At 70.4% G+C, this 23460-nt stretch carries 20 protein-coding genes and 1 riboswitch; of the genes, 11 read left to right on the top strand and 9 right to left on the bottom strand.

Annotated elements, in window-relative coordinates; all coding sequences use genetic code 11:
- Positions 1-5: 5 nt before the first annotated feature.
- Positions 6-159, bottom strand: a riboswitch (cobalamin riboswitch).
- An 85-nt stretch (positions 160-244) separates the two neighbouring features.
- Positions 245-571 carry a chorismate mutase gene (locus tag FK531_RS05300; protein ID WP_142095853.1) on the bottom strand — a complete coding sequence of 109 codons (327 nt, stop codon included), beginning with the start codon at positions 569-571 and terminating at the stop codon, positions 245-247.
- A gap of 298 nt (positions 572-869) precedes the next feature.
- Between FK531_RS05300 and pcrA the strand changes: the two genes are divergently transcribed.
- The gene (gene pcrA / locus FK531_RS05295) at positions 870-3347 is read left to right on the top strand and encodes a DNA helicase PcrA (protein ID WP_142095851.1); all 2478 of its coding nucleotides are present in this window, start codon (positions 870-872) and stop codon (positions 3345-3347) included.
- Positions 3348-3366: 19 nt separating this feature from the next.
- Here pcrA and FK531_RS05290 read toward each other — a convergent pair whose 3' ends face one another.
- Together FK531_RS05290 and FK531_RS05285 are read right to left on the bottom strand one after the other, a co-directional pair.
- Positions 3367-3573 (bottom strand): hypothetical protein, encoded by a 207-nt coding sequence (locus FK531_RS05290; protein ID WP_142095849.1) that lies wholly within the window; start codon positions 3571-3573, stop codon positions 3367-3369.
- A gap of 174 nt (positions 3574-3747) precedes the next feature.
- Entirely contained in the window at positions 3748-4833 is a 1086-nt protein-coding gene (locus tag FK531_RS05285; protein ID WP_435531015.1) for a M23 family metallopeptidase, read from the bottom strand.
- A gap of 206 nt (positions 4834-5039) precedes the next feature.
- Between FK531_RS05285 and FK531_RS05280 the strand changes: the two genes are divergently transcribed.
- The 7 genes from FK531_RS05280 (at position 5040) to purH (ending at position 14198) form a co-directional block, all read left to right on the top strand.
- Entirely contained in the window at positions 5040-6926 is a 1887-nt protein-coding gene (locus FK531_RS05280) for a hypothetical protein (RefSeq protein WP_246097902.1), read from the top strand.
- A 143-nt stretch (positions 6927-7069) separates the two neighbouring features.
- Positions 7070-8239, top strand: coding sequence for an ADP-forming succinate--CoA ligase subunit beta (gene sucC / locus FK531_RS05275; protein ID WP_142095844.1), 1170 nt, complete (start codon positions 7070-7072; stop codon positions 8237-8239).
- Positions 8240-8251: 12 nt separating this feature from the next.
- Complete coding sequence (gene sucD, locus FK531_RS05270; protein ID WP_142095842.1) at positions 8252-9166, top strand: succinate--CoA ligase subunit alpha; 915 nt, start codon at positions 8252-8254, stop codon at positions 9164-9166.
- Between the two features lie 177 nt (positions 9167-9343).
- Positions 9344-10294, top strand: a complete 951-nt coding sequence (locus FK531_RS05265) for a DUF5336 domain-containing protein (protein WP_142095841.1) — start codon at positions 9344-9346, stop codon at positions 10292-10294.
- A 148-nt stretch (positions 10295-10442) separates the two neighbouring features.
- Positions 10443-11960 carry a cell division protein PerM gene (locus tag FK531_RS05260; RefSeq protein ID WP_142095839.1) on the top strand — a complete coding sequence of 506 codons (1518 nt, stop codon included), beginning with the start codon at positions 10443-10445 and terminating at the stop codon, positions 11958-11960.
- A 29-nt stretch (positions 11961-11989) separates the two neighbouring features.
- Positions 11990-12658, top strand: a complete 669-nt coding sequence (gene purN, locus FK531_RS05255) for a phosphoribosylglycinamide formyltransferase (protein WP_142095837.1) — start codon at positions 11990-11992, stop codon at positions 12656-12658.
- A complete protein-coding gene (purH, locus tag FK531_RS05250; protein WP_142095835.1) occupies positions 12645-14198 on the top strand; it encodes a bifunctional phosphoribosylaminoimidazolecarboxamide formyltransferase/IMP cyclohydrolase in 1554 nt (517 codons plus the stop codon). Before purN ends, purH begins: the two co-directional genes overlap by 14 nt.
- A gap of 115 nt (positions 14199-14313) precedes the next feature.
- Here the strand turns inward: purH and FK531_RS05245 are convergent, their stop codons facing one another.
- The 5 genes from FK531_RS05245 to FK531_RS05225 all read right to left on the bottom strand — a co-directional run bounded on the left by FK531_RS05245 (position 14314) and on the right by FK531_RS05225 (position 18893).
- Entirely contained in the window at positions 14314-14505 is a 192-nt protein-coding gene (locus FK531_RS05245; protein WP_142095833.1) for a hypothetical protein, read from the bottom strand.
- Between the two features lie 389 nt (positions 14506-14894).
- Positions 14895-15764 (bottom strand): endonuclease domain-containing protein, encoded by an 870-nt coding sequence (locus FK531_RS05240; protein ID WP_181762829.1) that lies wholly within the window; start codon positions 15762-15764, stop codon positions 14895-14897.
- A 198-nt stretch (positions 15765-15962) separates the two neighbouring features.
- Complete coding sequence (locus tag FK531_RS05235) at positions 15963-16928, bottom strand: alpha/beta hydrolase family protein (protein WP_142095831.1); 966 nt, start codon at positions 16926-16928, stop codon at positions 15963-15965.
- A 13-nt stretch (positions 16929-16941) separates the two neighbouring features.
- Complete coding sequence (mctP, locus tag FK531_RS05230) at positions 16942-18618, bottom strand: monocarboxylate uptake permease MctP (protein ID WP_246097900.1); 1677 nt, start codon at positions 18616-18618, stop codon at positions 16942-16944.
- On the bottom strand, positions 18615-18893 hold the full coding sequence (locus FK531_RS05225; RefSeq protein ID WP_220126922.1) for a DUF3311 domain-containing protein: 279 nt from the start codon (positions 18891-18893) through the stop codon (positions 18615-18617). The genes mctP and FK531_RS05225 overlap by 4 nt, the downstream gene beginning before the upstream one ends.
- A 159-nt stretch (positions 18894-19052) precedes the next feature.
- On the opposite strand from FK531_RS05225, the gene FK531_RS05220 reads away from it, so the two are divergent.
- The 3 genes from FK531_RS05220 to FK531_RS05210 all read left to right on the top strand — a co-directional run bounded on the left by FK531_RS05220 (position 19053) and on the right by FK531_RS05210 (position 22977).
- Entirely contained in the window at positions 19053-20444 is a 1392-nt protein-coding gene (locus tag FK531_RS05220) for a sigma 54-interacting transcriptional regulator (protein WP_142095829.1), read from the top strand.
- On the top strand, positions 20444-22393 hold the full coding sequence (locus FK531_RS05215) for a vWA domain-containing protein (protein ID WP_142095827.1): 1950 nt from the start codon (positions 20444-20446) through the stop codon (positions 22391-22393). The genes FK531_RS05220 and FK531_RS05215 overlap by 1 nt, the downstream gene beginning before the upstream one ends.
- A gap of 83 nt (positions 22394-22476) precedes the next feature.
- Positions 22477-22977 carry a hypothetical protein gene (locus FK531_RS05210; RefSeq protein WP_142095825.1) on the top strand — a complete coding sequence of 167 codons (501 nt, stop codon included), beginning with the start codon at positions 22477-22479 and terminating at the stop codon, positions 22975-22977.
- 11 nt (positions 22978-22988) lie between these two features.
- Here FK531_RS05210 and FK531_RS05205 read toward each other — a convergent pair whose 3' ends face one another.
- Positions 22989-23450 (bottom strand): hypothetical protein, encoded by a 462-nt coding sequence (locus tag FK531_RS05205; protein ID WP_142095823.1) that lies wholly within the window; start codon positions 23448-23450, stop codon positions 22989-22991.
- Positions 23451-23460 lie beyond the last annotated feature (10 nt).

Genomic DNA, 23460 nt, shown 5'->3' with positions numbered 1-23460 from the left:
TCCAGGGCCCAGTCGCGGGGCCGGAATGTCACCGAACTCGATCGGCGAGCATTCGGACTTCGCTCCTGGACAGGACCGTTACCGTTGCGCGTCAGTCCCGGAATCGCACCGGGTTCCCTCGCCGACCGTGGCCGCACGGACGGCCGTGGTCACCGTATATCGGCAGTCGCTGACCGTTTTGTCCGGCTGCGCCGACTGTGCGCGCCGTGTACCCCAACCGGGGTGAACCGCGCGCACGGGCGCGTCAGCGCCCCAGCCGGCCGCGGCCGAGGCGCAGCAGCAGCATGGCCAGGGTGTGGCCCTCCTGGCCGAGGTCGCTGAAGCGCTCGAGGACCTTCATCTCCCGGCTGTGCACCAGTCGCGGTCCGCCCGACGCCATCCGGGTGCGGCCGATGATCTGCGAGACCTCGCTGCGCCGCTTGATCGCGGCCAGGATCTCGGCGTCGAGCCGGTCGATCTCCTTGCGGAGCTCGTTGATCTCGGCCTCGCTGGCGGGCAGGTCGGTAGCGGCCGTGGCCTCGGCCGGGGTTGCCTCGTTCGAAGCGTCGTTCGGCGAAGTGTGGGCGCCCATGTACTTCTCCTCGTGTCAATTCTGTGGATCGTTTTCGGTCCCGCGGGTCGTTACCCGATCCAGGCCCTTCTCACGAAAAAGCCCCGGATCGCTGAAGCGGACCGCGGGGCTCGTGGGATGTTCAGGCCACGGGCACCGGAGTCCGGTACCCGTAGAAAAATCGCCAGCTCTGGCGAGGGTCGACACTGAGCATGATTCCAGTTTGCCACGGACCGCGACGTCCAGCCACGGTCGGGTGCCTGGTCGGGCCACGGCCGGGGGCATCACTGTCGGTGCCCGGCGGTAGCGTTGGGATGCGATGAACACATTCTCAGCAGCAGCTCACGCGGGTGCCCGCACGTCCTCGGCCGCACTTCTCGACGGACTGAATCCGCAGCAGCGCGAGGCGGTCGTGCACACCGGCTCTCCGCTTCTGATCGTGGCGGGTGCCGGATCCGGCAAGACCGCGGTGCTCACCCGCCGGATCGCGTACCTGCTCGCCGAGCGTGACGTCTCGCCCGGCCAGATCCTGGCCATCACGTTCACCAACAAGGCCGCCGCGGAGATGCGAGAGCGGGTCGCGCAACTGGTGGGCCCGCGCGCGAACAACATGTGGGTCTCGACCTTCCACTCGAGCTGCGTGCGGATCCTGCGGATGCAGGCGGCGCTGCTGCCGGGACTGAACTCGAACTTCACCATCTACGACGCGGACGATTCGCGCCGGCTGCTGACGATGATCTCCAAGGACCTCGAGATCGACGTCAAGCGATACTCGGCACGACTGCTGGCCACCCACATCTCGAACCTCAAGAACGAGTTGGTCGGGCCGGAGCAGGCCGCGGCGGACGCCGACAAGGCCCCGAACGAGCTGGTCCGGCTGGTGGCGAAGGTGTTCGGCCACTACCAGGCGCGGCTGCGCGCGGCCAATGCGATGGACTTCGACGACCTGATCGGCGAGACGGTGGCATTGCTGCAGGCTCACCCGCAGGTGGCCGAGTACTACCGGCGCCGGTTCCGGCACGTGCTTGTCGACGAGTACCAGGACACCAACCACGCGCAGTACGTACTGGTACGCACCCTGGTCGGCGACGAGGGGCAGGGGCCGGTCCCGCCGTCGGAACTGTGCGTGGTCGGCGACGCGGACCAGTCCATCTACGCCTTCCGCGGCGCGACGATCCGCAACATCGAGGAATTCGAGCGCGACTATCCGGACGCCCGGACCATCCTGCTCGAGCAGAACTACCGCTCCACCCAGAACATCCTCTCGGCCGCCAACGCGGTGATCTCCCGAAACACCGGCCGCCGCGAGAAGAGGCTGTGGACGGACTCCGGCGAGGGCGAGCTGATCACCGGCTACGTCGCCGACAACGAGCACGACGAAGCATCGTTCGTGGCCTCGGAGATCGACAGGCTCGTCGACAACGGTGACGCGAAGTTCGGCGACGTCGCGGTGTTCTACCGGACCAACAACTCCTCGCGGGCGCTCGAGGAGATCTTCATCCGGCTCGGCCTGCCCTACAAGGTGGTCGGCGGGGTGCGGTTCTACGAGCGCAAGGAGGTCCGCGACATCGTCGCGTACCTGCGGGTGCTGGCGAACCCCGACGACACGGTGAGCCTGCGCCGCATCCTCAACACCCCGCGACGCGGCATCGGCGACCGCGCCGAGGCCTGCGTCGCCGTGCACTCGGAGCAGCGCGGTATCGGGTTCGCCGCGGCCCTGCGTGACGCGGCCGCGGGCACCGTTCCGCTGCTGAACACCCGGTCGCAGAAGGCGATCGCTGCGTTCGCGGAGATGATGGACGAGATCCGCTCGAGCATGCAGCCCGAGGGGACACCGCCCGAGGCCCAGCCCGAGGGGACCGGGCTGATCGACATCGGCGAGGTGGTCGAGGCGGTGCTCGACAAGACCGGCTACCGCGCCGAACTCGAGGCCAGCAGCGATCCGCAGGACGGCGCGCGGCTGGACAACCTCAACGAGTTGGTCAGCGTCGCCCGCGAATTCAGTTCCGACGCACGCAACGCCGCGGGCATCGAGGACGAGGTGGACGAGGGCCTCGAGGGTGCGCTGGCGGCCGCAGACGAGGACGACACCAATCCCGGTGAGGGCGAACCGGATCCGGGTTCGCTGGCCGCGTTCCTGGAGCGGGTGTCGCTGGTGGCGGACTCGGACCAGTTGCCGGACAACGGCGACGGCGTGGTCACCCTGATGACCCTGCACACCGCGAAAGGCCTCGAGTTCCCGGTGGTGTTCGTGACGGGCTGGGAGGACGGCCAGTTCCCGCACATGCGCGCACTCGGCGATCCCGCTGAACTGTCGGAGGAACGGCGCCTGGCCTACGTCGGCATCACCCGGGCCCGGCACCGGCTCTACGTCACCCGCGCGGTGTTGCGCTCGGCCTGGGGCCAGCCGATCACCAATCCGGAATCGCGTTTCCTGCAGGAGATTCCGTCCGACCTGCTGCACTGGCGCCGAGAAGACCCGGGCCCGGGCGGTGGCGCGATCGGCGGCGGTCGGGACCGTGGCGGTCGCGGCTACGGCGGAGGCTACGGCAGCGGCGGTGGATACGGTGCCGGATCGGGTGGGGGAGCGTCGACTCCCAGCTTCGGCGCGCCGAAGGCGCGCAACAACCACCTGGTGCTCGCCGTCGGTGACCGCGTCAGTCACGACAAGTACGGCCTGGGCACGGTGCTCGAGACCAAGGGGACCGGGCCGACGGCAACGGTGACCGTGGATTTCGGGTCCGCGGGGAAGGTCCGCCTGATGCTGATCGGCGGCGTTCCCATGATCAAGCTCTAGCCCAGTGGTCGGGCTCGGGCTACGACGAACTGCCGAGCGGTGAGGGCAGCGCGTCGAACGTCAGCGTCGTCGCGGCAGGACTTCCGCCGGGAGCGTCGAAGGTGAATTCGGCTACGTAGCGCCCGGGTTCGTTCACCCGGGTGGCGGCGGATGCGCTGGGTGCCAACGCCAGTGAGCCGGCGCCCACGATTGCGGCCAGGACAGCGGTTCCACGGGAGTAGTTCATCACTCGATCCCTTCGCAGTGCGGCGTCAACGCTCCGACTGTCCGAAGGGTAGTGCAGTAACGGTGGCTTCCGGTCCAGGCGCGGTGGGGCGTACCGGACGGGTGATGGGAACCATCATTCGGTCTGATTGGTTGACGGTTCCCATCACCCAGTCGTGGAGGCGCGGGTCGCGGCTCAGTCGCGCTCGACGCCGAGGCTGATGCCGCGGGTGGCCAGCCAGGGCAGCGGGTCGATCTTGTTGTCGCCCGCGAGGTGCACCTCGAAGTGCAGGTGCGGGCCGGTGGAGAAGCCGCGATTGCCCATCCGCGCGATCTGGTCGCCCGCCATCACGTGCTGGCCGACCGACACGAGGGACGAGTCGATGTGGCCGTAGACGGTGATGGTGCCGTCGGCGTGCTTGAGGCGCACCCACATCCCGAAGCCGGAGGCCGGCCCGGAGTCGATGACCTCGCCGTCGGCGACCGCGTAGATCGGGGTGCCGATGGCGTTGGCGATGTCGACGCCGGCGTGCAGCGTGCCCCACCGTGAACCGAAGCCCGAGGAGAAGGTGCCGACGGCGGGCAGGACGAACAGCGGGCGGCGGGCGGCGGCCTCACGGGCGGCACGCTCCTGGCTGAACCGCTGGCCCTTGGCGAGCAGGTTCGAGAACTGGCTGAGGTCGGCCGGGTCGGCGACGTTGAGCACCTGGGGCGCCTGCGGGGACCCGGTGGAGCCGGCGCCGAATTGCGCGGCCTGCGGCTCGGCGGTGGCGGCGATGTTCGACGCGCTGTCGTCGGCGGCGAGGGTGACCCCGGAGGTCGTGGACGATCCGTTGTCGAGCGCGGCCTGTCCGGCGGCGACGACGGCACCAGCGGCGACCGCCACTACGGCGGCGCGGCCCTTGAGGGCGGTGGGGGGTGTGGGGATCCGGTGCGCTCCACCGCGTCGAGCGGGAGCTGCGAAGTCCGAGTCGAAGTCCGACGCCGCGGTGTCCGGGGCATACGGGGTGTCCTGCTGGGCGAGCGAGGTGGATCGGAAGTTCATGCGGGGGGTCTCAAGACTTGGTGACCCGGTGTAACGCTGTGCCGAGTATTGCGAATACGACTGCGTGGTTGCGTCATCGGCGGTGAAGGGCAGGGCCGGTCTACTGGGCGCCTTCGTCGTCCCGAAGCGGGAATCGATGGTGTGACCTGCGGTGATCAGGTCAGTTGCGGGCCCCGAATCGGGTACCGGCTGGACGCTGAAGTGGCTGGTTACGGAGGGCGCGCGGTGTCTGGACAACCTTCAAAACCCTTCCGCTCGTGACCTGCCTGTGACATTGACCGAAGCGACGGTAACGAAACGGTCGCGAGACCCGCAACTCTTCCGCGCGGCTGACCGGGCGATTGTGAGATGCATCACAGATTGATCACGGACTTTGCGGATGACGACCCGGAATTCGTGTCGGCCCGCCGACCGTCACACCCACGCGGCTAGCGTCGAATCCCGTGGCGTCCTCACCCCGAGACCGGTCCCGTACCCGTGCCGAACCCCAACGTGTGGCCGAGGCAAACGGCCCCGACCTCCGAGGCCCGGCCGACCCCGGCCGGACCGCGGCGGCGGCGATCGCGGCGGGCCTGCTCGGCGCCGTCCTCGTCGCGCTGGCCGCACCGGCCGGGGTCGTTCGGCCGGAGGCGGGCGCCGCCGTGGCCGCCGCGGCCGTGGTCGCCGTGCTGGGAGCCGTCGCCGCTCCCGTGGCAGCCCTGGTCGCCGCGCGCCGCAGTCCCGCGGTCGCGGGGGCGCTGACCGCAGGCGCCGGGGCGGTCGCGCTAGGACTGCTGGTGCTCGACCTCCAACTGTGGGCGCGACCGGTGGACGCCAATCGGCTCGAACTGTTCCGTCCACTCACCGCCGCCCACCTGAGTGCGGGTCCCGGCGCCTACGCGGTGCTGGCCGGCCACGCGCTCGGTGTGGTCGCCGGACTGCTGGGCATGCTGACCGTCGCGCGCGCCTCGCACGGCGACGGGTACGGCCACAGCAGCTACCCCGACCACGACGGCGCTTCCGTCGGCCGCCGGATCGGCGCCGGGTGGGGTGCGGGAATCGTCTTGGCTGCACTGGTTTTCGCGGTCGCCTCACTGGCCGGACCGCTGCGCTCGTCCGACCCGGTGCTGCTGGTGCACCCCCTGGTCGGCTCGCCCCCGGCGACCGCGATCGGTTCGGCCCTCGTGGTGGTCGCGGTGCTCGTGGTGGTCGCGGCGGCACTGGTGTCGGTCGCGCCCGGCGTGGCGGCGGGCGCACTGATCGGTGCGGGCACCGCCGCGTTCGGACTGTCGGGGTCCAGGTTGGCGGCCGGCGCCGCAGCGGGTGACGGCGTCGCCCTCGCGCCGGGGTCCGTGGTCGCCGCGGTCGCGTGCGCCGCACTGGTCGCGCTCGGGGTGTCGCTTCCCGCGGTGGCGGCCGCGCGCGCCCGGCGGGGGATCGCCGGGCTGGCCGGAGGCGCGGGCGCGCAGTCCGCCGCGCCGTCCACCCGGAGGTCCGGCAAGCCGACGGCCAAGGCCCTGGCCGCCGCCGAGGCCGCGGCCCGCGCCCGGGTCGACCGCTGGCACCGGCGCGCGGGCCTTGCCGGGATCGCCGCAGGCCTGCTCGCGGCGGTCGGTGCGCTACTGCCGGTGCTGTCCGTGCCCGACGGTCTCCCGCAGCCGCAGATCCTCGCCACCCGCGTGGCCCTGGTCGCCGCGGCGGTCCTGGTGGTGGCGTCGGCGTGGCTGCTGCTGTCGGAATTCGCCGCGCTGGTGCGCCCGGCGGTCGGGGTGCTGTGGGCGGCGCTCGTCGCCGCCGTCGCCGCGGTGCTGCAGTCGGTGGTGGTCGCGACGGACCTGCCCGGGGTCGGCCCGGGCCCGGGCGCGTGGGTGTTGGGGCTCGCGACCGTCGCGGCGGCGGTGACGGGACTGCTCGCCTGGTGCGCGGGGTCCGCCGAGCGTGAGGGCATCGACACCTCCGTGGACACCCCGCCCCGGCGCGCGGTGCTGCTGGTCGGGATGCCCGCGGCGGTGGTGTCGGTGGTCGCGCTGGCGTTGCCGCTGTACCGGGGCACCGGCTACGGCCCGGACTCGGTGACGCACTGGCCCTGGGGGTGGGACATGTGGGGGCGGGCCCTGTTCGCGGTCGTCGTGGTGGTCGCCGTCTGGGTCGCCGCGAAGGCGCGACCCGCACGGGCAGCGGCGGGGTCGTTGGGCGCGGCCGCGGGCATGGGCGTATACCTGATTGGGTGGCCACTGACCAGCGGCCGGGTGATCGATCCTGTGGTCGGTCCCGGTGGTGTGGCCGCGATCCTGGGTGTGGCGGCGCTGACGGCGACGGCTGTCGTGGCCGTTCGTGTCGATCGGCGGTGACCTGCCGCGCACCGGTGTGACCCCGTGAGATATGCCACATAGCACCAAGGCGACCGATGGGTCATTGATTCAACTAGATACAGTCCGAACGGACCCGCTCTTACCCCTCGAGCGGGCGTCAACGCAGACGAGACGGTGAGCAGATGGATCTCTTCGAATACCAGGCGAAGGAACTCTTCGCCAAGCATGGAGTGCCGACGTCGGCCGGACGTGTTACCGACACGGTCGCAGGCGCACGTGAGATTGCCGAGGAAATCGGCAAGCCCGTGATGATCAAGGCGCAGGTCAAGGTCGGCGGACGTGGCAAGGCGGGTGGCGTGAAGTACTCCGCCGACGTCGACGCGGCGGTCGCCAACGCGGAGTCGATCCTCGGGCTCGACATCAAGGGTCACGTCGTCAAGAAGCTGCTGGTCGCAGAGGCGAGCGACATCGCCGAGGAGTACTACATCTCCTTCCTGCTGGACCGCACCAACCGCACCTACCTGGCCATGTGCTCGGTCGAGGGTGGCGTCGAGATCGAGGTCACCGCCGAGGAGAACCCCGACGCTCTCGCCAAGATCCCGGTGGACGCCGTCAAGGGTGTCGACCTGGCGTTCGCGCGCAGCATCGCCGAGGCCGGCAAGCTGCCCGCCGAGGTGCTCGACGCCGCCGCCGTCACCATCCAGAAGCTCTGGGAGGTGTTCATCAACGAGGACGCCCTCCTCGTCGAGGTGAACCCCCTCGTGCGCACCCCCGACGACCAGATCCTGGCCCTCGACGGCAAGGTCACACTGGACGAGAACGCAGGCTTCCGTCAGGCCGGCCACGAGGCCTTCGAGGATCGCGACGCTACCGATCCCCTCGAGCTCAAGGCCAAGGAGAACGACCTCAACTACGTCAAGCTCGACGGCTCGGTCGGCATCATCGGTAACGGTGCCGGACTGGTCATGTCGACCCTCGACGTCGTCGCCTACGCGGGTGAGAAGCACGGCAACGTCAAGCCCGCCAACTTCCTCGACATCGGCGGCGGCGCCTCGGCTGCGGTCATGGCCGCCGGCCTCGACGTCATCCTCAACGATGCGCAGGTCAAGAGCGTGTTCGTGAATGTCTTCGGCGGCATCACCGCCTGTGACGCGGTCGCCAACGGCATCGTCGGCGCCCTGGAGACCCTGGGCGACGAGGCCAACAAGCCGCTCGTCGTGCGCCTGGACGGAAACAACGTCGAAGAGGGTCGCCGCATTCTCGCCGAGGCCAACCACCCGCTGGTCACGGTCGTCGCCACCATGGACGAGGCCGCCGACAAGGCCGCCGAACTCGCGTTCGCAGCGAAGTAAGGGACTAGAACAATGGCAATCTTCCTGACCAAGGACTCCAAGGTCATCGTCCAGGGCATCACCGGCGGCGAGGGCACCAAGCACACCGCCCTGATGCTGAAGGCGGGCACCCAGGTCGTCGGCGGCGTCAACGCCCGCAAGGCAGGCACCACCGTCTCCCACAAGGCCGCGGACGGCTCCGACGTCGAGCTGCCGGTCTTCGCGACCGTCGCCGAGGCCATGGAGAAGACCGGTGCGGACGTCTCCATCGCGTTCGTCCCGCCGGCGTTCTCCAAGGACGCCATCGTCGAGGCCATCGACGCGGAGATCCCGCTGCTCGTGGTCATCACCGAGGGCATCCCGGTGCAGGACTCTGCGTACGCGTGGGCCTACAACGTCGAGAAGGGCAACAAGACCCGGATCATCGGCCCCAACTGCCCCGGCATCATCACCCCCGGCGAGGCGCTGGTCGGCATCACCCCGGCCAACATCGCGGGCAAGGGCCCGGTCGGCCTGGTCTCCAAGTCCGGCACCCTGACCTACCAGATGATGTTCGAGCTGCGTGAGTACGGCTTCTCGACCGCCATCGGCATCGGCGGCGACCCGGTCATCGGCACCACCCACATCGACGCCATCGAGGCGTTCGAGAAGGATCCCGAGACCAAGCTCATCGTCATGATCGGCGAGATCGGCGGCGACGCCGAGGAGCGTGCGGCCGACTACATCAAGGCCAACGTGACCAAGCCGGTCGTCGGCTACGTGGCGGGCTTCACCGCCCCCGAGGGCAAGACCATGGGCCACGCCGGCGCCATCGTCTCCGGCTCCTCGGGCACCGCGCAGGCCAAGAAGGACGCCCTCGAGGCGGCCGGCGTGAAGGTCGGCAAGACGCCGTCCGAGACCGCCGCCCTCGCGCGCGAGATCCTCGAGAGCCTGACCGTGGGCGCCTGACACCCGCAGTCCTGTCGAAGGGCACCCGCACTCGCTTCGCGCGAGCGTGGGTGCCCTTCGGCCGTTTCCGGACCCGCACCGCCCGTCACAGCGTGAACACACGCCCCAGGTTCAACACAGGAATGTGCGCTAGCGTTCAGAAGACACGCGTCCGCGCACGACAGCAAGGAGCCGATCATGACGTACCCGCCCGCAGGGCCCGGCTACGGTCCCCCCGCGCAGCCCTTCGGCGGACTCGCGGCGAAGGGTCTGCCGCAGCTGCTGACGCTGGGTGTGCTGGGGCTGGGCATCGTCAACTTCCTGTTCGGGTTCGCCCCGTTCGCGAAGGTCAGCACCTTCGGCGACACCACGCTGAGCCAGAGTTCGTTCGAGGGCGGCTACCCGGTCATCGGACTGGCGCTGCTGCTCGTCGGTGCACTGCTGGCAGGGCTGTCGTTGCTGCCCGGCAACCCCTACAAGGGCATCGCCGCGGCCACTTCGCTGGTCGGCTTCCTCGTCGGGCTGTTCTTCCTGTTCAGCCTCTCCGAGGGCGTGACCCTGGCCTGGGGTGGCGTGCTCAACCTGGTGCTCGGCTTCGTCCAGACCGTGCTCGCGATCGCCGTGGTGCTCTACGAACTGGGCCTGCTCAAGCCTCCCGCGCCGAAGCCGGCCGGCTTCGCGCAGCCGGGTTACGGTCAGCCGCCCACCGGATACGGTCCGCCGCAGCCGAGCTTCGGTCAGTCGCAGGGTCAGCCGCCGCAGGGATACGGTCAGCCGCCGCAGGGCTACCCGCAGGCCGGTCAGCCTTACGGTCAGCCGCAGGCGCCGGGCTACCCGCAGGGTCAGTACCAGGGCGGATACCCTGCCCCGGGACAGGCCGCGCAGGGACAGCCCGCGCAGGGACAGCCCGCGCAGGGACAGCCCGGCTACGGCCAGCCCAACCCGTACGCGCCGCCGCAGCCCCCGTCGTACCCGCAGTCCGGACATGCCTACGGTCAGCCGCAGCACGCCGCGCCCGCCGCCGACGAGACGGTCGTGGTGCCGAAGCCTTCTGAGTCCGCGAATCCGACCGAGCAGACGCCGGGCGCCCCCGCGCCGACGCAGGCGTTCGGTGCCGCACCCACGGCGTCCGAGCCGAAGGACGACTGACCGCCCGACCGCATGGCGCCCCTCGGTGAACGCCGGGGGGGGCGCCGCCGCGCCCGGCCATCTCGATCGGCGGGCGCCGCCGCGCCCGGCCCCGGCCGATCGGCGCGCCTGGCCGACCGCCGTCGGCCGAGATGCCACCCTCGAGGAGATGAGTTCCTTGCTGAGCCGCGACACCGCCCGGACGAAACTGAGCCGGAGGCCGGTGCCGTCGCAGCCGACACCCGATCAGGTCCGCACCCTGCTCGGGATCGCGTTGCGTCCGACGCTGGTCGGGCTGGTGCTGATCGCCACCTGTGTGCTGGTGACGCTGGTCGCCGCGAACAGCGACCTCACCGGGACCAGCGGGGCCATCGCCGCGAGTTGGCTGGCGCTGCACCAGGTGCAGTTGACCATCGGCGGCGCGTCACTCGGCGTGCTGCCGCTGCTGCCCACCCTGCTGATGATCTGGGCGGTCGCGCGCGGGTGTGCGCGGGCCGTGACCGAGTCCAGTCCCCGGCACGAGCGGTGGTGGGTGCTCGGTGCCGCGGTCGCCGGACCGCTGGTGGCCACTGCGATCTCGCTGGCCGTCGTCGCCGACGCCTCCTCGGTGATCGCGCTGTCGCCGCCGAACGCGCTGGCCGCGTTCGCCTGGGTGCTCGCGGTACACCTGGTCGGGGCGGTCGTCGGCATCGGTACCCGGGTGTGGCGACCGGTCGCCGTGCAATGGCGTCTTCCCCGCTGGGTGCTCGACGCGGCCCGTCCCGCCCTGCGGGCAGGCGTGATGCTGCTCGCGACAGGCGCGGCGATCACCGTGGTCTCGCTGCTCGCGTCGTGGTCGACGGTCGGTGAGCTGCTGCAGGCCGGCGAGGGGATCACCGGCGCACTCGGGTTGACGGTCGTCTCGATCCTGTACCTGCCGAACATCGTGATCGGCTCCACCGCGGTGCTGGTGGGGTCCGCGACGCACGTCGGGGCGGCCTCGGTGAGCATGTTCGACGTGGTCGGCGGCCCGGTGCCCGCGCTGCCGGTGCTCGGGGTGCTGCCCGCCGAGCAGGGCAGCGGGTGGGCGGTCGGGTTGGTGATCCCGGCGGTCCTCGGGGCGTTCCTCGGTCGTGACTGCGCCCGGCGGGCCGGTTCCGTGCGGGAGGCCGTGCAGTCCGCCCTGGTCGGTGCGGCCGCGGTCGCGGTGGTGTTCGCCGCGCTCGGATTCGCGGCTGGCGGGAACCTCGGGACGTTCGGGACGGTCGGGGTGAACGTCGCGACCTTCGCCGGCCTGACCTTCGGGTGGCTGGCGGTGTTCGGGGCCGTCACTGCCGCGCTGGTGCGTTGGCGCCGCGGTCCGCGTGTCGAGCAGGCGGTGGTCCGACCGGAGCCCGTGGCGCAGCCGACCCGGAGTGCCACCGCGGGCATGCTGGTCCTGCCCGCGCGGATCCGGGACGAGCAGGCCGACGGAGACGAGGTCGACGCTGTCGAGACCCCGGTGAGCTCGGGTGCGGTGATCGAGGCCGAGGTACTCGAGGACGTCGTGGTCGACAGCCCCGTCGGCACGGCCGTCGAGCGGTTCGACGCCGGCGCGGAGAGCGTGGTGGTCGACGCCGAGGTGGTCGACTCGGACGAGGTGGCGCAGGTCACGACGCATGAAGTCGAGTCGGACCTGCCCGACGGTCCCCGGGCCGGCAGCGACTAGGCTTACCCACCGGTCGGGCATGCCGGCCGCTGGCCGCAAGGAGTAGAGCGCTGACCGCCCCGCATGTCTTCCGCCCCGGATCGCACAGCCCGGTCCGGGTCGTGGTCCTCGCTTCCGGCACCGGAAGCCTGCTGCAGTCGCTCATCGCGGCGGCCGTCGGCGACTACCCGGCCCGCATCGTGGCGGTCGGCGTCGATCGTGACTGCGCGGCCGTCGCGCACGCCGAATCCGCGGACATCCCCGCCTTCCGGGTGGCGCTGCGTGAGTACCCCGACCGCGACGCCTGGGACCGCGCGCTGACCGCGGCCGTCGACGCGCACCAGCCCGATCTGATCGTCTCCGCCGGTTTCATGAAGATCCTCGGCCCCGAGTTCATGGGCCGTTTCGGTGGTCGCATCATCAACACCCATCCCGCGTTGCTGCCCTCGTTCCCGGGGGCGCACGCCGTGCCGGACGCGCTGGCATACGGCGTGAAGGTGACGGGATCGACTGTGCACCTTGTGGATTCGGGTGTCGATACCGGTCCGGTGCTGGCTCAGGAACCGGTGGTCGTGCTCGAGGACGACGACGAGTCGAGCCTGCACGAGCGCATCAAGACTGTGGAACGGCGACTGCTGGTGGACGTCATCGCCGCCGTCGCCACGCGAGGTGTTGTTTCCGACGGACGAAAGGCCGTGATCCCAAGTGACCGAACGTAAGGCGCTGCGCCGCGCATTGGTGAGTGTGTACGACAAGACCGGCCTGGTCGAGTTGGCAACCGGCCTGCACGCCGCGGGGGTGGAGCTGGTCTCCACCGGCTCCACCGCGGCGCGGATCGCCGACGCCGGCATCCCCGTCACCCCGGTCGAGTCGCTGACCGGCTTCCCGGAGTGCCTCGAGGGCCGGGTGAAGACCCTGCACCCGCGCGTGCACGCCGGTGTCCTCGCCGACACCCGCAAGCCCGAGCACCTCGCCCAGCTCGAGGAACTCGGCATCGAGGCGTTCGAGCTCGTGGTCGTCAACCTGTACCCGTTCACCGCGACCGTGGCGTCCGGCGCGACGCCCGACGAGTGCGTCGAGCAGATCGACATCGGCGGACCGTCGATGGTGCGCGCGGCGGCGAAGAACCACCCGTCGGTCGCCGTGGTCGTCGACCCGGCCCGCTACGAGGACGTGCTGACCGCGGTCGCCGCGGGCGGGTTCACCCTCGCCGAGCGCACCGCCCTTGCGGCGCAGGCGTTCCAGCACACCGCGTCCTACGACGTGGCGGTCGCGAGCTGGATGACCTCGACGCTGGTGGAGCAGGACTCGGCCTTCCCGGCGTGGGCGGGTGCGAGCTGGGACCGCAGCGCGGTGCTGCGGTACGGCGAGAACCCGCACCAGGCCGCCGCCCTCTACGTGAACCCGGCCGCCGCCCCGGGGCTGGCGCAGGCGACGCAGTTGCACGGCAAGGAGATGTCGTACAACAACTACACCGACGGTGACGCCGCGTGGCGCGCCGCGTTCGACTTCGCCGAGCCCGCGGTCGCGATCATCAAGCACGCCAACCCGTGTGGCATCGCCGTCGGCGCCGACATCGCCGAGGCGCACCGCAAGGCGCACGCCTGCGATCCGGTCAGCGCATACGGCGGCGTGATCGCGGCCAACCGCGAGATAACCGTCGAGATGGCGGAGCAGGTCGCCGAGATCTTCACCGAGGTGATCATCGCCCCGTCCTATGCGGACGGCGCACTCGGAGTTCTGCAGCGCAAGAAGAATGTTCGGGTGTTGCAGGCGACCGCGCCGACGGCGACCGGAATCGAGCTGCGGCCGATCTCCGGCGGTGCACTGCTTCAGGAGCGCGACGTGCTCGACGCCGAGGGCGACAACCCGGCGAACTGGACCCTCGCGGTCGGCGATCCCGCGGATGCGCAGACACTCAAGGATCTCGAGTTCGCTTGGCGTGCATGCCGTTCCGTGAAGTCCAATGCGATCCTGCTGGCCAGCGACGGCGCCTCGGTCGGTGTCGGCATGGGCCAGGTCAACCGCGTCGACTCCGCGCACCTCGCGGTGAACCGCGCCGGTGACCGGGTCGCCGGATCGGTCGGTGCCTCGGACGCGTTCTTCCCGTTCCCGGACGGCCTGCAGGTGCTCGCCAACGCCGGCGTCAAGGCCGTCGTGCAGCCGGGTGGTTCGGTCCGCGACAACGAGGTGATCGAGGCGGCCCGCGAGGCCGGCATCACGATGTACCTGACCGGAGCGCGCCACTTCGCGCACTGACCGCGTCCCGCTTCACCCCGAGAGGTGCATGCCCGGCTTCCGCCGAGTGTGCACCTCTCGTCGTTTCCCCTCGGGCGATGCCCCGGAAACTGCACACTCGACGCGGCGGTTGGCCTCAGGCGGCGGAGCCGGAGATGACGATGCGGGCGGCGCCGCGGTCGAGCAGCTCGCGGGCGAGGTCGGTCGCGGCGGCACGCTGGGTCGCGTCGGTGTGCGAGAGGTCGAGGGTGACGGCGTGCCCGGTCAGGTCGGCGGGCAGCTCCGTCAGTGGCGGGGCGGTGGACAGCTGGCTGATGCGAAGTCTCATGTGAACTCCTTGTTCTGTACTGGTCGAGTGTGTCTGTGCTGTGTGTGCGGAAGGTTTCCGCGAGGGGTTGTTCGGGTAAAAGAAAGGCACCCGAGCGAATGCGCCCTGGGTGCCGAGAACTGATCCGGTGATCCGGTTGTCAGGATCGTCCTCGGGGGACACGCTTGGCCGAAATGGGGCAACGCCACGCTGCTGCGTGTACCGATACGTGCATGGACATCGTCATGTCGGGCGTTCCCTTCTGCTCTGGCGTGGTGGGTTAGCCGAGGACGCTACAGCACTCTCGGCGTCGGTGCACGTCGATATCGCCGCCGCCGCCCGCCGCCGAGTGTGCACTTGCGGGGGCATCGGCCGAGTGGAGGCGTCAGCAGGTGCACACTCGACGCAGGTCAGACGGGTGCGCCGGCTTCCCGAAGCTTCTCACGCGCGCGCCGCGCGATGGTGTGCGGACGAAGTCGCAACTGCTCGGAACTGACGCGGACGACGCGCCAACCGAGACCGGCGAGCATTTCGTAGCGCTCGATGTCTCGGGTGCGTTGTTCCTCGTCGGTCCAGTGGTGGTCGCCGTCGTACTCCACCACCACCTTCCAGCGCTTCCAACCGAGGTCGCAGCGCGCGACGATCTGCCCGCGCTTGTTCCGAACCTTGACCTGGGTGCTCGGGCGGGGGAGCCCGCCGTCGACCAGGGTCAGTCGGGTCCGCGTCTCCGGTGGTGACTCCGCGCCGCCGTCCACGAGTTCGAGGACCTGGCGAAGCTGCACGATTCCTCTTGTGCCGCGGTGCTTCCCGGCGAGGGCGGCGATATCGGCCGGGGTGATGCGAGTGGCGTTGCAGAGCGCGTCGAGGGTCTCGACGGCCCGGAGGAACGGCAGTCGGCGGCCCAGGTCGTACCCGGTGCGGGCCGGCGTCGAGGTGAGCCACCCTCCGGCAATGCAGATTTCGTCGGGTTCGAGCGCATCGCCGTGGATCGAGATGCCCCCTGCGCCGCGTCGGCTGCCCGTCCGGAACAGCTCGGGCCGGGCACCCGGATCGATCCACTTGGTGCCGTGCACGGCGGCGGCGGAGAGTCCGGCGAGGATTCCGTCCTCGCCCGCCCACAGCGCGGCGGCCCGTGCCCTGATGACGGCGTCGAGCGCAATTCCCTTGGCGATGTACACATCCCGGTGCAGCCGCGTGTAGTCGAGGCGTAGTTGGCGGTCTGTCACAACACCCGACGCGACCGCCACGGTACCCAGGAACGGACCGGCGAATTCCCCCATACGCCGACATTGGCCGATCAGTCGCACAGACGGAAGGGGTCGCCCCGATCTGTGGACAACTCCGCGGTCCATCCACAGGCCGCCGAGTGTGCACTTGCGGGGGCATCGCCCGAGTGAAGACGACGGAAGGTGCACACTCGGCGAAGCGAGCGCAGCGAGCGGTCAGCCGGGGGAACGCGGACACCGGCGGGAGGAGGGCTACAGCTGCGCGAGCCAGTTCTCGAACCCGGCCGCGAACTCCGCAGAGAACGGCAGGTCCTCGACGTAGTCGGCGCCGGTGGAGACCCGCTCGCCGATCTCCTTGAGCACGTGGTTGGCGGTGGTCATCCGGATCGAGGTCAGCGCGGACGCGCCGAGGGCCGTGTCCAGGGCGGCGACGTCGCCGCAGTCGACCTGGATGTCGCGGGCGGAGCAACTGGTCAGCACCGGCAGCCCGGCGGGTAGCTGTGCGGCCAGCACCTGCGGGTCGAGTGCGTCCTCCTCGGCGAGGGCCTTCGCGTTGACGGAGACCAGTCCCGCGAGCCGCAGCGGCTCGGGCAGGTCGTCGGGGACGGTGGCGTCGGCCCGCAGCGACTCGACGGCGTCGGTGAGGCCGGTGCGCAGCTGGTCCGCGAGCTCCAGCGGCAGCTGCCCGCCCGCGACCGCGGCGTCCACCTGACCCGCGATCTGCCGGGTCAGCAGGTCGAGCAGCCGGACGGCGAGCGGCTCGAGCAGGCCGAGCCCGACCAGCGTCGGTGTGCCTTCGCGGACGGCCAGGGCCATCGCGACCAGTGCACCCTCGCTGTGACCGATGACCAGCAGTCGGTCTGCGTCGATGTCGGGCTGTGCGGCAAGGTTTTTCAGTGCGTCGGCGGCGGCGTCGACGAAGACGGAGAAGCCGAGACCCGCGACATCCTCGACGTCGTAGGGGCCGAGCCCGGTCTCGCCGCTCCCCAGCTTGTCGTAGCGCAGGCTCGCGATGCCCGCCTGCTCGAGCGTGTCCGCGAGGAATCGCAGGGTGCCGATCGGCCCGGGCAGCACCGCGCTGTCCCCGTTGCGGTCGGTGGGTCCACTGCCGGCGAGGAGCAGGGCTGCGGGGACCGGCCCCGGCGCGTCGGCGGGCAGGCGGAGGCTGCCGTGCAGGGTGACGTCGCCGCTGGTGAAGGTGATCTCGGTGTCGGCCATGGTGGAGATTCTGTCAGGGGCTGGGCGTGGCCTCCGTCGGGGTCGCGGGCAGTGGCCGGACCCTCGGGTCGCCGGCGTCGGCGAAGTAGTCGCCCTTGATCGTCGCATCGACGCCCTCGGGCGCCCTGACCGCGCGCAGCACGAGCGTCAACACCACCGCGATCACCACGTTCACCACGAACGCGGTCAGCGCGATGTACCCCATCTGGGCGATGCCGGGGATGGAGGCGAGCGAGCCGGCGAAGTGCGGGGTGGTCGCGGACGAGACGTTGTACGCCGCGACCGTCCCGTAGACCATCGCCACAGCCCACCCGGCGAGCAGCGCCCACCGGTGGAACCAGCGGGTGTAGAGCCCGAACACGATGGCGGGGAAGGTCTGCAGGATCCAGATGCCGCCGAGCAGTTGGAAGTTGATGGCGTTCTGCTTGTCCAGCGTCAGCACGAAGATCAGTGCTACGAACTTGACGAACAGCGAGACCAGCTTGCTGACCTTCGCCTCCTGCGCGGGCGTGGCCGACGGTCGGAACCACTCGCGGTACACGTTGCGGGTGAACAGGTTTGCCGCCGCGATGGACATGATCGCGGCCGGCACCAGTGCGCCGATCGCGATCGCCGAGAACGCGACCCCGGCGAACCAGGACGGGAAGGCGTCCTCGAACAGCTGCGGGATCACCAGCTGCGCGTTGGGTTTTCCGTCGAGCCCGATCGGCTTGGTGCCCGCGGCGATCGCCACCCAGCCGAGCAGCGCGAGCATGCCGAGCAGGAAGCTGTACGCGGGCAGGATGGTCGCGTTGCGCCGGATCGTGTTGCGGGACTTCGACGACAGGGTCGCGGTGACCGAGTGCGGGTACATGAACAGGGCCAGCGCAGACCCGAGCGCGAGGGTCGAGTACGCCCAGTACTGCTGGCTGTTCGGGATGAACGAGCCGGTGGGTTTGCCGGTGGCCGGGTTCGGGGTCTCCATCTTGGTCTGCGCGGCGTCGAAGATGTGCGACCAGCCGCCGAACTTGGACGGCAGGTAGATCACCGCGACGATGATGACCAGGTAGATCAGGGTGTCCTTGACGAAGGCGATGATCGCGGGCGCGCGCAGTCCCGAGGAGTACGTGTATGCGGCGAGCACGGCGAAGGCGATCAGCAGCGGCAGGTCCCGGGCGATCACGTTGTCGGCGCCGCCCAGGCCGATCACCTCGAGCACCGCCTGGATGCCGACGAGCTGCAGCGCGATGTACGGCATCGTCGCGAGGATGCCGGTGAGCGCCATCGCGAGCGAGAGCCACTTGGAACCGTAACGGCCGCCGACGAAGTCCGCGGTCGTGACGTACCCGTGCCGGTGACTGACCGACCACAGCCTGGACATGAACACGAAGATGATCGGGTACAGGATGATCGTGTACGGGATGGCGAAGAACCCGCTCACCGACCCGAGCGCGAACATCGCCGCGGGCACCGCGATGAAGGTGTACGCGGTGTAGATGTCGCCACCGATCAGGAACCACGTCACCCACGTGCCGAAGCTGCGCCCGCCGAGTCCCCATTCGTCGAGGCTCTGCAGGCTCGACGCCCGCCGCCAGCGGGAGGCCATGAACCCGAGCACGGTGACCAATGCGAACAGGGCGATCAGCACCGCGAGGGCGACCCCGTCGACGCCGTCCGAGCCGGCCGCCGCGAGCACCTCGGGCGCGCTCACCGGTCGCCGCCGTCGGTCTCGTCGGGGCGCGACATGGGCCGGTGCGGTCGTGCCTTGAGGACGAGTTTGTAGGCCGCGAAGGTGGCTGCCGCGCACAGGAACACCCACGCGAACTGGTACCAGAAGAAGAACGGGAACCCGCCCAGCCGCGGAGTGTCCCGCGCATAGAACGGCACCCAGAGGATGGCGACGAGCGGAATCAGGAGCAGTACGCCGGCCAGGGCCAGCAAGCCCCGGTTCGCGGGTGGTGCGGTGGTGTCGTCCGTTTCGGTCACGACGGTGTCTCCGTATCCTCGGGCGGTGTCCCGCGGGGAAAACTACTCGCCGCGCACGTTCCCTGCGCGGCTAACCGCGTCTCGAATCGGCAACGCGGATCGCGGCGGAATTGTGCGACCCGGGTGCCGAATCGGCCGAACACTCGTAGCGTTGGTGAGGTGACTGTCACCAACCCCGAACCCCGCCCGCGCACGCTCGGTGAGCTGCGCGCGTCCGGACACGTGCAGCGCCCGATCAAGGACGAGATCCGCGAGAACCTGCTGGGCGCGCTGCGCGACGGCCGTGACCCCTGGCCTGGCATCGTCGGCTTCGACGCCACCGTGTTGCCGCAGCTCGAACGGGCGCTGATCGCGGGCCACGACGTGGTGCTGCTCGGGGAGCGTGGCCAGGGTAAGACCCGGCTGCTGCGAACCCTCCCGCTGCTGCTCGACGAGTGGACGCCGGTGATCGCGGGCTCGGAACTGGGTGAGCACCCCTACGAGCCGATCACCCCGGCGTCGATCCGGCGGGCGGCCGAACTGGGCGACGCGCTGCCGGTCGTCTGGCGGCACCGTAGTGAGCGGTACGCCGAGAAGCTCGCCACCCCGGACACGTCGGTGGCCGACCTGGTCGGCGACGTGGATCCGGTCAAGGTCGCGGAGGGGCGCAGCCTCGGTGACCCGGAGACCATCCACTTCGGTCTGGTCCCGCGCGCCCACCGCGGCATCGTCGCGGTCAACGAGCTGCCCGACCTCGCCGAGCGGATCCAGGTGTCGCTGCTGAACGTGATGGAGGAGCGCGACATCCAGGTCCGCGGCTACACGCTGCGGCTGCCCCTGGACGTGCTGCTGGTGGCCAGCGCGAACCCGGAGGACTACACCAACCGCGGACGGATCATCACCCCGCTCAAGGACCGCTTCGGCGCCGAGATCCGCACCCACTACCCGAGCGAGTTGGCCGACGAGATCGCGGTGATCGAGCAGGAGGCGCAGCTGCGCGCCGAGGTGCCGGAGCACCTGCTCGAGATCCTGGCCCGGTTCACCCGACTGCTTCGGGAGTCGCCGTCGGTGGACCAGCGGTCCGGGGTGTCGGCGCGGTTCGCGGTGGCGGCCGCGGAGACGGTGAGCGCCGCGGCGGTGCACCGCGGGGCGGTGCTCGGCGAGGTCGATCCGACCGCGCGACCGGTGGACCTCGGCACGGTGGTCGAGGTGCTGCGCGGCAAGATCGAGTTCGAGTCCGGTGAGGAGGGCCGCGAGCTCGAGGTGCTCGAGCACCTGCTGCGCCGGGCCACCGCCGACACCGTGCGTGAGCGGCTCGGTGGCCTCGACCTCGGGCCGCTGGTGGCGGCGATCGAGGCCGGCTCACCGGTGGTGACGGGCGAACGGGTGACGGCGAAGGACCTGCTCGGGGAGTTGCCCGAGCTGGCGGTGTTCGACGCGCTGGCGGACCGGCTGGGCGCCGAGAGCGTCGGGGCGCGCGCCGCGGCGGTCGAGCTGGCGCTCGAGGGCCTCTACCTGGCTCGGCGGATCGCCAAGGATCCCGACGACGACGGGCAGCTGGTGTACAGCTGATGTACCAGCGGTACGGCCCCTATCACGGCGGCGACGACCCACTGGCCCCGCCGGTGGACCTGCGGGAGGCCCTCGACGCCATCGGCAACGACGTGCTCGAAGGCTCGTCGCCTCGTCGGGCGCTGCGCGAGTTGCTGCGCCGCGGCACCGACCGGATGCGCGGACTCGACGAACTCGCCGCGCAGGCGAACCGGCGCAGGCGCGAGTTGCTCGAACGCAACAATCTCGGCGGCACCCTCGACGAGGTCCGCGAGCTGCTCGACCGCGCGGTGCTCGCCGAACGCCAGGAACTCGCCCGCGCGCTCGACGACGACGCGCGATTCGCCGAGCTGCAACTGGGCGAGTTGCCGCCGTCGACCGCCCAGGCGGTCCGGGACCTGTCGGAGTACGACTGGCGCAGCCCGCAGGCCCGCGAGGACTACGAGAAGATCCGCGACCTGCTCGGCCGGGAACTGCTCGATCAGCGCTTCGCGGGCATGAAGCAGGCACTCGAGAACGCCACCGCCGAGGATCGTGCCCGGGTGGACGAGATGCTGCGCGATCTGAACGACCTGTTGGACAAGCACTCTCGTGGCGAGGACACCGACGCCGACTTCGCGGAGTTCATGGACGAGCACGGCGAGTTCTTCCCGGAGAATCCTCGTGACACCGAGGAACTGCTCGACGCGCTGGCCCGCCGTGCGGCCGCCGCGCAGCGACTGCGGAACTCGCTGACTCCCGAGCAACGGGCCGAGCTGGATGCGTTGGCGCAGCAGGCGTTCGGCAGCCCCAGCCTGATGCAGCAACTCGACCGGCTGGACGCGAACCTGCGGTCGGCGCGCCCGGGGGAGAACTGGAGCGGCAGCGAACGGTTCCGGGGCGACGAGCCGATGGGGCTGGGTGAGGGCGCCGCCGCCCTCGCCGACATCGCCGAGCTCGAGCAGCTCGCAGAGCAGCTGTCCCAGGAGTACGCGGGTGCGCAGCTCGACGACATCGACCCCGAGGCGCTGCTGCGTCAGCTCGGCGACGAGGCGGCCACCGATGCCCGCGCCCTGGCCGACCTCGAGCGTGCCCTGCAACAGCAGGGCTTCCTCGACCGCGGGGCGGACGGTCAGTGGCGGCTGTCGCCGAAGGCGATGCGCCAGCTCGGGCAGTCGGCGCTGCACGATGTGGCGCAGAGACTTTCGGGTCGTCGTGGTGAACGCGACACCCAGCGCGCCGGTGCGATGGGCGAACCCACCGGATCGAGTCGCAGCTGGGAGTTCGGTGACACCGAACCGTGGGACGTGACCCGGACCGTCACGAACGCGGTGCTGCGTGCCGCATCGGGGGGTGTCGCGGAACTGCCTGTGCGCCTACAGGTCTCCGACGTCGAGATCGCCGAGACCGAGCAGCGCGCCCAGGCGGCGGTCGCGCTGCTGGTCGACACCTCGTTCTCGATGGTGATGGACGGACGGTGGGTGCCGATGAAGCGCACGGCGCTGGCGCTGAACCACCTGATCACCACCCGGTTCCGCGGTGACGACCTGCAACTGATCGGCTTCGGCCGGCTCGCCCAGCAACTGACCCCGGCCGAGCTGGCGGGCCTGGACGGCGCCTGGGACCAGGGCACCAACCTGCATCACGCGCTGCTGCTCGCGGGCAGGCACCTGCGTCGCAACCCGAACGCGCAGCCGGTGGTCCTGATCGTCACCGACGGCGAACCGACCGCACACCTCGAACCCGACGGGCACGCGTTCTTCGACTACCCGCCGCACCCGAAGACGTTGGGGCTCACCGTCCGCGAGCTCGACAACCTGGCCAAGCTGGGTGCGCAGGTGACCATCTTCCGACTCGGCGACGACCCCGGGCTGGCCCGGGTGGTGGACCGGATGGCGCAGCGAGTCGGCGGTCGGGTGGTGGCACCCGAACTCGACAGGTTGGGTGCGGCGGTCGTCAGCGACTACATGCGGTTGCGGCGCAGGCGTTGATCCCGAGCGGTAGTGTCGGATTCGCGCACTGTGCCGCGGTCGGCGAGCGGATTCCTCGGGCTCATCCCGCGAAGGGGTATGTGATGAAGAAGCTGTTGAAGTCGTTGTCGGAAAAGGATATCCAGCTCGTGCTCGAGACGAAGCGCGATCAGCTGGCCGGTCTGGACGAGGTTGCGCTGATCGATCTGCATGCCCGGGTCCGCAAGGCGCGCAACAAACACTCCACGCTGTACCGGCGTGAGGCGGCGGGAGCCGTGACCGACAAGGCGAGTCGCGGTGCCGCCCGGCGGACCACGACGCGCAATGCGGCCAGGACCGAGATCTTCGAGGATGCGTTGGCTCGCGTCAGCCGTCGACTGGGGGTCGTGGCCAAGGCGAGTGCCGCCGAACTCAAGCGGGCCCGCCTCGCCCTGGCGCGCAAGGACGCCCCGTCCGTCGCCGAAGACAGGTTCGATTCCGCAGCAGGCAACCTGCCGGCCGCCTTGAACGAGAAGTCGAAGAAGCAGTCGGCGGGGCGCAAGAAGCGAGAGGCGTCCGACATTTCCGCCGGTGTGCAGCGTCAGGCCAAGCGCGACACGGCGTAGCCGGCGTCGACCTACCTGCTGGTCACCAGCCGGGTTCCGAGCGGCTCCCTCAGTGGTACCTCCATCGTGCCCGGCACCGCGATCATGGTGCACGCCTTGCCCACCGCGTCGGCGCGCGTGCCGGTGCGCAGCGCGATCGCCACCGAGGTGTCGGACTCGGTGACCGTCGCGTCCGCGCCGACGCACTCCGGGTTTCCCGCGGTGAAATGCACACCGATCACGTCGCCGGCGCCGAGGACGGAGTAGGACTGGAACGGGGTGGGATGCGCGTCGACCAGCTCGGCGTCGGGGATGAACACCGTGCCGGGATCGGCGCCGGGGATGTTCACCGGCGTGGGGTTGGTGGTCGCCATGATCGGGGCCGGGCTGGTCGCCGCGGGACTGCTGACAACGGTGCCGTCACCCGAGCCTGCGCTGTCGGAGCACCCGGCAACGGCCGCGAGTAGGAGGACACCGATGGCGGTGTGGCGCATGCCACACCGT

It is taken from the genome of Rhodococcus spelaei, assembly GCF_006704125.1.
Taxonomy (GTDB): Bacteria; Actinomycetota; Actinomycetes; order Mycobacteriales; family Mycobacteriaceae; genus Rhodococcus_G; species Rhodococcus_G spelaei.
The sequence above is the reverse complement of the archived record's forward strand: the minus strand, read 5'-3'. Positions and strand labels throughout refer to the sequence as shown.